Source organism: Blautia sp. DFI.6.71, assembly GCF_020593585.1.
GTDB lineage: Bacteria > Bacillota > Clostridia > Lachnospirales > Lachnospiraceae > Blautia_A > Blautia_A wexlerae.
This window is the reverse complement of the sequence record NZ_JAJDMJ010000080.1, coordinates 1-11,136: the sequence shown is the minus strand read 5'-3', so window position 1 is coordinate 11,136 and position 11,136 is coordinate 1. Positions and strand designations below refer to the sequence as shown.

General features: G+C 38.4%; 11 protein-coding genes and 3 pseudogenes. All 14 read left to right on the top strand.

What is annotated here, in order from left to right:
* Positions 1–170 precede the first annotated feature (170 nt).
* Positions 171–1,289, top strand: a complete 1,119-nt coding sequence (gene glf, locus LJE12_RS18615; protein ID WP_025581333.1) for a UDP-galactopyranose mutase — start codon at positions 171–173, stop codon at positions 1,287–1,289.
* A 391-nt stretch (positions 1,290–1,680) separates the two neighbouring features.
* Positions 1,681–2,369, top strand: a pseudogene (locus LJE12_RS20835) (UDP-galactopyranose mutase); the annotation flags it as partial.
* Positions 2,370–2,554: 185 nt separating this feature from the next.
* On the top strand, positions 2,555–3,457 hold the full coding sequence (locus LJE12_RS18605; RefSeq protein WP_055058763.1) for a sugar phosphate nucleotidyltransferase: 903 nt from the start codon (positions 2,555–2,557) through the stop codon (positions 3,455–3,457).
* A 3-nt stretch (positions 3,458–3,460) separates the two neighbouring features.
* The gene (locus LJE12_RS18600; RefSeq protein WP_330649959.1) at positions 3,461–4,108 is read left to right on the top strand and encodes a VanZ family protein; all 648 of its coding nucleotides are present in this window, start codon (positions 3,461–3,463) and stop codon (positions 4,106–4,108) included.
* Positions 4,105–4,404, top strand: a complete 300-nt coding sequence (locus LJE12_RS18595) for a group II intron maturase-specific domain-containing protein (RefSeq protein WP_227292348.1) — start codon at positions 4,105–4,107, stop codon at positions 4,402–4,404. The genes LJE12_RS18600 and LJE12_RS18595 overlap by 4 nt, the downstream gene beginning before the upstream one ends.
* 121 nt (positions 4,405–4,525) lie before the next feature.
* Positions 4,526–4,825 carry a helix-turn-helix domain-containing protein gene (locus LJE12_RS18590; RefSeq protein WP_055058760.1) on the top strand — a complete coding sequence of 100 codons (300 nt, stop codon included), beginning with the start codon at positions 4,526–4,528 and terminating at the stop codon, positions 4,823–4,825.
* A gap of 81 nt (positions 4,826–4,906) precedes the next feature.
* Positions 4,907–5,500, top strand: a complete 594-nt coding sequence (locus LJE12_RS18585) for a transposase (RefSeq protein ID WP_227292345.1) — start codon at positions 4,907–4,909, stop codon at positions 5,498–5,500.
* Positions 5,485–7,029 carry a YifB family Mg chelatase-like AAA ATPase gene (locus tag LJE12_RS18580; RefSeq protein WP_227292343.1) on the top strand — a complete coding sequence of 515 codons (1,545 nt, stop codon included), beginning with the start codon at positions 5,485–5,487 and terminating at the stop codon, positions 7,027–7,029. Before LJE12_RS18585 ends, LJE12_RS18580 begins: the two co-directional genes overlap by 16 nt.
* On the top strand, positions 7,026–7,778 hold the full coding sequence (gene dprA / locus LJE12_RS18575; RefSeq protein ID WP_227292341.1) for a DNA-processing protein DprA: 753 nt from the start codon (positions 7,026–7,028) through the stop codon (positions 7,776–7,778). Before LJE12_RS18580 ends, dprA begins: the two co-directional genes overlap by 4 nt.
* Positions 7,779–7,806: 28 nt before the next feature.
* Positions 7,807–8,410: pseudogene (locus LJE12_RS18570) on the top strand (UDP binding domain-containing protein); the annotation flags it as partial.
* A 263-nt stretch (positions 8,411–8,673) separates the two neighbouring features.
* Positions 8,674–9,126, top strand: coding sequence for a hypothetical protein (locus LJE12_RS18565; protein WP_227292339.1), 453 nt, complete (start codon positions 8,674–8,676; stop codon positions 9,124–9,126).
* A complete protein-coding gene (locus tag LJE12_RS18560; protein ID WP_227292337.1) occupies positions 9,119–9,790 on the top strand; it encodes a hypothetical protein in 672 nt (223 codons plus the stop codon). Before LJE12_RS18565 ends, LJE12_RS18560 begins: the two co-directional genes overlap by 8 nt.
* A 12-nt stretch (positions 9,791–9,802) precedes the next feature.
* On the top strand, positions 9,803–10,198 hold the full coding sequence (locus tag LJE12_RS18555; protein ID WP_227292335.1) for a protein-export chaperone SecB: 396 nt from the start codon (positions 9,803–9,805) through the stop codon (positions 10,196–10,198).
* A 398-nt stretch (positions 10,199–10,596) separates the two neighbouring features.
* Positions 10,597–11,136: pseudogene (locus LJE12_RS18550) on the top strand (IS1634 family transposase); the annotation flags it as partial.

Sequence of the window (11,136 nt, the reverse complement as noted above, 5' to 3'; positions counted from 1 at the left end):
GCCCAGAAATATTGAAATATCAATGTTCTGGGCTTAAGTTGACCACATTGGGGTCTGACCCTATGAAGTTATTTTCAGTGGGTATCATTTTATTGATGATATTTTCTTTTAAAAGCTATTTTATATTTGTGTATAAATCAATAATATCTAAGATAAGAAGGTAAATAAATATGTACGATTATTTAGTAGTAGGATCTGGTCTTTACGGAGCAGTATTTGCACAGCAAGCAAAAGCAGCAGGCAAGTCTGTTCTTGTAATAGATAAGAGACCTAACATAGCAGGAAATGTTTATACAGAAAAAGTGGAAGGCATTAATTTCCACAAGTATGGAGCACATATTTTTCATACTAATAATACAAAGGTTTGGAATTATATTACACAGTTTGCGACATTCAACCGTTTTACCAATTCGCCTGTGGCAAACTACAAGGGTGAGTTATATTCCATGCCATTCAATATGTACACATTTAATAAAATGTGGGGAGTAGTAACGCCGGAAGAAGCTGCTGCTAAGATTGAAGAGCAGAAAAAAGAAATCACAGGTGAGCCACAGAATCTTGAAGAACAGGCAATCAGCCTTGTTGGTAGAGATATTTATGAGAAACTTGTGAAAGGCTACACTGAAAAACAATGGGGAAGGGATTGCAAAGAACTTCCGGCTTTTATTATCAAGAGACTTCCGGTAAGACTTACTTTCGATAATAACTACTTCAATGCTTTGTACCAAGGTATACCGGTTGGTGGGTATACAAAGATGATTGCAAACCTTCTTGATGGAATCGAAGTAAGACTTGGTGTGGATTATCTTGAGAATAAGACTGAGTATGACGCAATGGCAGAAAAGATTGTTTACACCGGCGCTATTGATGCGTACTTTGATTATAAGTTAGGTAATCTTGAATACCGATCGGTCGGATTTGAGAATGAAGTTCTTGATCAGCCAAACTTTCAGGGTAATGCCGCTGTAAATTACACGGATCGAGAGACTCCATGGACAAGAATCATTGAACATAAATGGTTTGAATTTGGTAAAGATGAAGATGGAAATGATATTCCGAAAACAATTATTAGTCGTGAATATAGTTCTGAGTGGAAACCAGGAGATGAACCGTATTATCCTGTAAATGATGAAAAGAATAGCAAGCTTTATTCTCAATACAAAGAGTTGGCTGAAAAAGAAGACAAAGTCATTTTTGGCGGTCGCCTTGGAGAATATAAATACTATGATATGGATGCTGTAATAGATGCCGCACTTGCTATGGCAGAAAAAGAATTAACTATTAAATAGAAGTAGCAATAAATAAGCAAAAATATGATATAGAATGAGCGGCTGTTGTAGAAGTGCTAAGGTTTAGAGGAGTGATAGGCGGTGATCATATTGCGTTACAAAGTATTTTTAGACTCAAATGTGTACGATGGAGCAAACTATTCTTTCAGAAATGCGCTATTTACAGAATACCTCCGGGGTCTGGCCCTGTGAAGTACACCTAAAAAGGATAAAGCAGAGCTAAAAGATCTATAAAAGAAGCATAAACTCTCTTGCCGAGATATAACATTGATGATATAATCCTGAAAAATAAAGGTAAATAACTACTGGAAAAGGAAATGGAATATGGAAGGAAACATGCAGGAATATCTCACAGAAAAAAAAGCCCGTGAGAAACGGCTGGCAGTTTACATATGAGAAGCTGGTAAAAGGATATACAGAGAAGCAGTGGGGACGTGACTGTAAGGAACTGCCGGCTTTTATCATAAAGAGGCTTCCTGTACGTCTGACTTTTGACAATAATTATTTTAATGCGCTTTATCAGGGAATTCCGGTGAGTGGTTATACAAAGATGGTGGAGAACCTGTTGGAAGGAATTGAGGTCAGATTAAATGAAGATTATCTGGCGAAGAAGCAGGAATATGACCAGCTTGCCGAAAAAGTGGTCCATACAGGAGCAATAGATGCTTTTTTGATTACCGTCTTGGAAATCTGGAATATCGTTCTGTTCGTTTTGAGAATGAAGTTCTGAACATTCCAAATTTTCAGGGAAATGCTGCAGTGAATTACACAGATCGTGAAACACCATGGACGAGGATTATTGAGCATAAATGGTTTGAGTTTGGTAAGGATGAAGATGGAAATGATCTTCCTAAGACAGTCATTAGCCGGGAGTATTCCTCTGAATGGAAACCGGGAGATGAGCCTTATTATCCGGTTAATGATGAGAAGAACAGTAATCTGTACAGGGAATATAAGAAAATGGCAGATGCACAGGAAAAAGTAATCTTTGGAGGACGTCTGGGAGAATATAAGTATTATGATATGGATCAGGTGATTGCCGCGGCGCTGGAGTTATGCAGGAAGAAATTTAAATCTTAACTTCCCCCTGTTTTGAACAAAACGTTAACTGATTTACACATTGGGATCAGACCCTATGAAATACTAATAAAATGAGTAAATATGTTCTAAAAGTTTTCTAAAGAAAGTATAACATGAAGAAATTACGAATCTGTATGTGTTAAGGATGCTCAGTTAAAGCAATCTGAACACAATAAGGAGAGATTATGAAAACAACATTACTTATCATGGCAGCCGGAATCGGCAGCCGATTTGGAACAGGAATAAAACAGTTGGAGCCGGTCGATGATGCTAACCATATCATCATGGACTACTCAATCCATGATGCGATTGAAGCTGGTTTCAATCATGTGGTATTTATCATCCGTAAGGATATCGAGAAGGAGTTCAAAGAGGTCATTGGTGATCGTATTGCCTCCATTTGCTCTTCTCATAACGTAACTGTGGACTACGCATTTCAGGATATCAACGATATTCCGGGAGAACTTCCGGAAGGCCGTACAAAGCCGTGGGGAACCGGTCAGGCTGTCCTTGCAGCGAAGGAAGTGATTGATACCCCGTTCATTGTGATCAATGCAGACGATTATTACGGCAAGGAAGGTTTCAAGGCTGTTCATGAGTATCTGGTGAATGGTGGTAAGTCCTGTATGGCAGGCTTTGTGCTGAAGAACACACTGTCCGATAATGGCGGTGTGACTCGTGGTATCTGCAAGATGGACGAGGATAACAATTTGACTGAGGTTGTGGAGACCAAGAACATCGTAAAGACTGCAGATGGAGCAGAGGCTGACGGTGTGGCTGTTGATGTGAACTCTCTTGTTTCCATGAATATGTGGGGATTGACTCCTGATTTTCTGAATGTGCTGGAAAATGGTTTCAAGGAGTTCTTCGAGAAGGAAGTTCCGGGTAATCCTCAGAAAGCAGAGTATCTGATTCCTATCTTCATCGGTAAATTACTGGAGCAGGGCAAAATGTCTGTGAAGGTTCTGAAAACCAACGACACCTGGTACGGAATGACCTACCATGAAGACGTCGCAGCAGTAAAGGACAGCTTCAAAAAAATGTTGGCGGATGGTATGTATAAGGCCGACCTGTTCAGTGATATCTAAACAATGATGAAAGAAACGATTGATTTACTAGGAAAGATCCTCACAAACATCCTGATTGCTTTGTACGAGCCGTTTGGTTTCTCACTACTTCTTTCTTTCCTTGCAATGTTTTTCTATCTGTATGCGTATGAGCCAATACATGCAGGCAAAGGCTGGAAGAATGCCATAGTGACATGGTATCAGAAGTTCAAGGAGAGTGTGTTTTTTCGGAAACTGTTCTTCCTGGCCTTTGTGACTTCACTTATTCTGTTCCGAACCCTGTTAAACCGTCAGATGTGGATGAATCCTTTATCCGATGTTATGGGAGGTTGGGGAATCTGGGAGACTGTGAATGGTGAACAGAAGCTGACAACCGAGTGCATCGAGAACGTAATCATGATGGTACCGTTTTCAGCAGTAGTTGCGTGGACATTCGGGGAGAAGATAGGAAACGGCTGGAAGAAGATACTGTGGCAAAGCGGAAAGATAGCGTTCAGCTTTTCAGTAAGCATTGAGATGCTACAATTATTGCTTCGCCTGGGTACGTTCCAGCTATCAGACATCTTCTATAACACAGTCGGCGGAGTGCTAGGCGGGTTATTGTACTGTGTAGCGATGAAGGCAAGAAAGCGTCTCCCTGTTCCAAAAGTAGGAATGGCAGATTCAGAGTGAAGAGGAAAACCAGTAAGAAGAAGTTTGCAAAGAAGTGCAGAGAAGTAAATCTTCTGTTAGTGAAGATGAGAACATGCAGATTAAAAGAGATTATTGCAAAACTTAACCAGATACTAACTGGTTATTACCATTACTATGGAATTACGGACAATACAGAAAGTATAACGGCATTCCGATATAACATCATGAGAAGCCTGTTCTATTGTCTGAACCGGAGAAGCCAGAAGAAAAGCTATAATTGGGTAGAATTTCTAAATAGAAGAATGTCTGGGTCTGGCTCTATGAAGTACAACTAAAAAGAATAAATTAGCTCTAAAAGATCTATAAAAGAAGCATAAACTCTCTTGCCGAGAAATAACGTTGATGATATAATCCTGAAAAATAAAGGTAAATAACTACTGGAAAAGGAAATGGAATATGGAAGGAAACATGCAGGAATATCTCACAGAAAAAGAAGCCCGTGAGAAACGGCTGGCAGTTTACACAGAAAAGATCCAGGAAACGGTACTAAACAAATCAGCAGAGACGATCCGCTTGTTGGTAGAAGAAAGACATAACCAGAAAATGACCCAGCAGGAGCTTTCAGATATTACGGGGATACAGCCGTCAAACCTGGCGCGTTTTGAAAGCGGCGGCAGGGTACCGACACTGATTGTATTGGAGAAATATGCGAATGCTTTGGGAAAACATATTGAAATAAAGATCTGTGACAACTAACAGATTTTTATTTTACATAATCATAAATGATAATATATTAAAAGATAATAAGGCATTGGAGGGAGGAACATAGCAAGAAAATTGAGAACCTGGTTTCCGGGAGCAGTCTATCATATCATGCACAGGGGAGTGAGAAGAAAAGCGATATTTCAGGAAGAGATGGATTATCAGGTGCTTTTGCAAGTATTAAAAAACTCATTGGAGAAGTACAAATGTATCCTGCATGCATACTGCCTGATGACAAACCATATCCATTTGTTGCTTGAGACTGGAGACATGGAGATATGGAAATTTATGAAATATATGTCAGAATGCTATGCCATGTACCTGAATCATAAGTATTCCTACAGGGGCCATGTATTTGAAAGCCGGTATAAATCATGTCTTGTGAAAGAAGATGCATACTTTTTGCAGACCAGCCGGTACATCCATTTAAATCCGGTAAAAGCACAGATGACAAACTATTCGGAAGATTATCCATGGAGCAGTTATCAGACAATGATTGGGCTTTCAGATGACAGGATAACGGAGAAAAAGAAGACACTGGCATATTTCCCGAAAAACAGTATATTTCGTTACAGGGAATTCGTAGAAGATATCGGACATAAATATATTGTCCAGGAACAGCAGATCAGGAAGATGATGGGAGAAGATGAATTATGGCTACCGTGGTAAGAAGTTTTGCGATACAGGGGATAGACGGATATCCTGTGGATATAGAAATAAAGATGCTGGAAGGACAGCCTTCGATATCAATCATTGGTCTTGGTGATCAGGCTGTAAAGGAAGCAGCAGAGAGAATCCAGGCGGCAATTGATGAGAGTGGCTATGTTTTTCCGAAGAAACGTGTGATCATAAGCCTTGCACCCAGTGATAAAAAGAAAAGTGGATCTCATTTTGACCTTGCGATGGCAGTAGGGGTGCTGTGTCAGAATGGAGATATCGGTGTAAAAAAACTGCCAGACTATGGGTTTATCGGAGAATTATCACTGGATGGAAGACTGAGGGTATGCAGGGGAATCCTGCCAATGATCATAGCAGGACAGAAAAGGGGAATAAAGAAGATCATTGTTCCGGAAGCGAATTTTAAAGAGGCATCTCTGGTGCATGGGGTGGAGATTCTGGGATTCTATGATTTGACTGGGGTGATTCGCTATCTTGAGGGAAAGACGACAGGGATAGAAACGCACATGGAGGAAAATGAAAAAATTCTGGAAGAATCAGAAAGGATTTTGGATTTTAAAGATGTTAAGGGACAGGATGAGTTAATAGAGGCAGTTGTGCTTGCGGCAGCAGGTGGTCACAATATGTTGATGGTAGGGGAACCTGGCTGCGGAAAAACGATGATTGCACAGAGAATCCCTACAATCCTTCCAGAAATGACAGAAGAGGAATGTCTTGAGGTAACAAAGATATATAGTATTTCCGGACTACTGCCAAATGAGCATGCCCTGATGAAATACAGGCCGTTCCGTGCGCCGCATCATAATGCATCGTTAAATGCACTGATTGGCGGTGGAGCAAATGCAATGCCGGGTGAAGTATCCCTGGCACATAATGGAGTACTGTTTTTGGATGAACTTGCTGAATTTTCAAGAAGGACTCTTGACGCCCTGCGGCAGCCGATAGAGGATAAGAAAGTATCTATTTCGAGAGTAAATGGTACTCATACATTCCCTTCGAATTTTATGTTTATAACGGCAATGAATCCATGCCCGTGTGGGTATTATCCAAGCGCGAAATGCAAATGTACAGATTATGAGATTGTTAAATACAGGGGAAAGATTTCCGGACCGATCATGGACAGGATAGATATACAGAAAGAAGTACATCCAGTGGATTTTTTTGCGATAGCAGACCAGAAGCCATGCTGTTCCTCAGAAGAATTGCGGTTAAAGGTAAAAAAGGCGAGGAAAATACAACAGGAACGGTATGCACAGGAAAGCGGGATTAACTGTAATGCACAGATGACAACAGAGATGATCCAGAAATACTGTGCTCTTGATCCAGATTCATTGAATATTTTAAGAGAGACCAGTGAGAAATATGGATATAGTGCCAGAGTAATACATAAACTGCTAAGACTTGCCAGAACTAGCGAGGATCTGGATGGAGAAGAAAAGATACGTCAGAAAGATATAGAAAAAGTCCTGATATGCCGGGAACTGGATAAGAGCAACAGTAAAATGGTGGTGGTTAAATGATTTATTGGATATGGCTTACACAGCTTCCGTTTATTGGACCCGTCACAGCCAGATATTTAATTGAAGAATTGAAAGATGCAGAAAATATTTACAAAGCAGATGCAGGGCATCTGGCTGAAATACCGGGATTATCTGAACAGCAGAGAAGAAGCATTCTCCAGAATCATTCATTGGAACTCCCAAAGAAAATTTTTGAAGACTGCCAGAATAATAATATTTCTATTTTATGCTGGAATGACAAGCGATATCCTGTACGTGCAAAGAAACCGGCCGATGCGCCCGTAGTATTATACTATAAAGGGAATTTTAAGAATATGGATCATACGGTTGGAATAGTAGGAGCAAGAAGATGCAGCCAGGAATCAAAGCAAAAGACAGTAGCCCTTGCTTCAGAATATGCACAGAAACAGGTTACAGTTGTCAGCGGCATGGCAAAAGGAATTGACAGCTATGCGCATACTGCCTGTCTGAATGCAGGCGGCTATACCGTGGCAATACTGGGAAATGGATTAGATATCTGCTATCCAAGTGAGCATAATAAATTAATGAAATGTATAGAAGAAAAAGGTCTGCTTATCTCAGAATATCAACCAGGAATTCAGCCTGACAAATACAGATTTCCACGCAGAAATCGTCTGATTGGCAGCTGGTCGGATAAACTATTTGTAATTGAAGCAGGGAGAGGAAGCGGAGCGTTGATAACAGCAGAATATAGCAGGAAATATGGGCGTGAAGTAGAAATGATGTGAAAAAATTTTTGACACTTCTGCAGGAGAGGCTATTAAGAAAAATATTGATACTTTGATCATGGGATTTACAGAGGCTGAGGCTGTGAAGCTGTTTGCGAATACATATCTGGCTTTGCGTGTGTCTTATTTTAATGAACTGGATACATAATAATCCGTCTTTTGGATATGGCGGATATTGCCTGCCGAAGGATACAAAGCAGCTTCTGGCTAATTATGCGGATGTACCTCAGAACATGATGTCCGCAATCGTGGAGTCGAACAGAACACGTAAGGATTATATTGCAGAGCGTGTGCTGGAAATGACAGGGGCTTATGGGGCGAATGATGATTACGATGCAAGTAAAGAGAAGGAAGTTGTGGTTGGTGTTTATCGTCTGACTATGAAATCAAATTCTGATAACTTCCGCCAGTCTTCTATTCAGGGAGCTATGAAGCGTATTAAGGCGAAAGGTGCAACGGTGGTTATTTATGAGCCGACACTGGAGGATGGAAGTACGTTCTTTGGAAGCAGAATGGTGAATGATCTGGAGAAGTTTAAAGAGTTGAGTCAGGCTATTATCGCGAACAGGTATGACAGCTGTCTGGATGATGTGAAGGAGAAGGTGTATACCAGGGATTTGTATGGTAGGGATAGATTGAAGAGCAGAGACGGATCTTTTTGTCGAATGTTTTTTCTTGATATTCTCTTTCAGCTATGTTATTTTATATTTATACTCGTTATACAATTTATATTATAAGATTTATGTTTGATTAATTTTAAAAAATGTGGATATAATAATGAAAAATCATAAATATAACTAAAAAGGTAGACCTTTTGTTAGAAGATTGATATGGTAAAATAGAAAATCAGGTCTTGATATTTGAAAGATAATAGGATATGTGAAAGAAGAGAAAAATGCAAGTCGATAAAAGTTTATGTATGAAATTTCCTGTTGCTTTACAAGAAAAATTGTTGAATAGAGAGATAGAATTTCCGGATACAACAAGGTTTACATATGAAAGAATTTTAACATATAGAGCAGTGGCCAGAAATAGTGACGATAATCGAGAAGTTACTTTAGAAGATTTTAAGTCATATTATGAATTAAAAAAAACACCTAAGATCCCGCGTGGAATGAAAAAAGATGTAACAATGGATCCTCATTATTATGGAGTATCTAGTTTTTTAAAAAAAGAGATTGTAGAACAGAAAATGAAATTTCCAAATCCCAAGAAGAAAATGGCGGTAGGATATGTGTATTGTGAAGGCGGACCAGAAGACACAAATGATCAACATGTATGTTGGTGGTTATATGAAGGAACAGATGTTAGTGGATTTAGATTGATTGGAGAAAGTAATAATGAGTAAAGAATTGTGTTTCATTATAGAAGAGAAAGAACTCTATATGGAACAAGTATTAGTGGATTATATGGATGTTCCTATCTTCTTTTTATGCAAAGATAAAAGTCAATATTATATAGTGTTATGTGTGGATATTGAAGAACTACACTATATTGTCGCAGAGTTATCATTAGCAGATACATATAATTTGTTACATGGTAAGCTTTCGATGAGAGACAGTATTTTGAAGCAAAATTATTATTGGATGATTGAGTCTGGAGAAGAAATATGTTTGGATATAGTTACAAAGCATAAAATTTCGGATATAGATCATTCCCTATTGCCGGAGGAAAATGCCTGCTTTGAAATTTTGACCGAAGAAATTAAAGGATATGTTCAGAGTTTCGATGAGAAGTACTTAAAGGAAAAATATTTTTTTGACTATAACGAAACGATAAACATATTTGGAAATATAGAAATTGCATTTGGAGAAAATCTGTTTACCAATCTTAATGGGATTTTTAAAGTGTTTGAGTGTAAAATGGAGGAAACAATTTCTTCTAAGGTTTCGCTATATAATGAAGAGATGATGAATATTGGAGATAATTCAAAAAAAATTGATCAGAAAGAAATAAAACCTGCATTTGAATTAAAGGAAACGTTGGTTAATCATATTGCCACAGCTGCATGATCTGGAGAAAAAATGAAAAATATAAATAGTATATTAAAGTTGGATAAAATAGTTTTTGATAAGATTGAATTTGAAAGGTTGGGATTTAAAAATGATAAAGAACTTGAATTTGAACTTCAGTCAAATATTGCACAAAGACAGGATACAGAGATTTATAAGAGTACACTAATCTTAAAAGGTAAGAAACCAGAGGAATATATTTTTGAAATTTCTTTAACGGGTTTCTTTAGTATTGAGACAACGGAAGAATTAACTGACGAAATAAAAAATACATTAATCAGTAAAAATACAATAGCAATATTGATGCCGTATTTAAGAAGTGAAGCTTCTATATTGACTGCACAACCAGAAGTAGAGTGCGTGGTATTACCGCCATTTAATATTAATAGTATGTTTGATAGTAAGTAAAAAAGCGTTCATCCTTAACACTTCCTGAGGTAGTGTAAAATAGTTTGTGTTTTTGGTAGTGTATGAGTTGAAGGATTTTTAGACGAGCACTAAAAAAGCAGTAAAAATAGTAATTTACAGAAAATTCAGTTAATTACTTGTAAAAATAGCTCTCGGAAGCCAGTAAAATCAAGGGTTCCGAGAGGCTACCGTAGAAATGGAAGTAAGCCCGTAGAGGGCATTGACACAATCGGTCACATTGGAATCTAACTGTGAACTTCCAGTAATTTTTCCACCTAAAGAAAAAAGAACGAAATAAAATCATAAAAAATCCCGGTTTTCTGCGGCTTTCCATTGCAGATAGCCGGGAAATATAGTACAATTATTTTAGGCGGATAACCGCCTAAAAAGGAGGCGCTATGTATCTGGATTTTTTAGTGAAAGTACCAACCGTAAAAGGCAAGATCACACGGAGAAAAAAGTCAAATGTTGTATATATAGAGTATGAGTATGACCGGGTTTATGATCCATCCCGGAAGTATACTTTTCCCAAAAGAGTAACAATCGGAAAACTGTCAGATACGGATCCGGAACTCATGAAACCGAATCAAAATTTCCTGAAATATTTCCCCGATGCAGAGCTTCCGGAAAGCAAAAAAAGGACTTCCAGAAGCAGTTGTCTCAGGGTAGGAACATATTTTGTACTGCGTAAGATCATAGAAGAATGCAGCTTGAACGATATCCTTGGAAAGTATTTTGGATCACGTGATATGGGGTTGTTTTTAGATATGGCTGTTTATTCGATCATAGCAGAAAACAATGTAGCGCAGTACTATCCGGATTATACATACAACCATCCACTTTTTACGGAAAAAATGAAACAATACAGCGATTCAACCGTATCAGATTTCCTGAATTCAGTAACAGATGATCAGAGTACAGGATTTCTGAATACATGG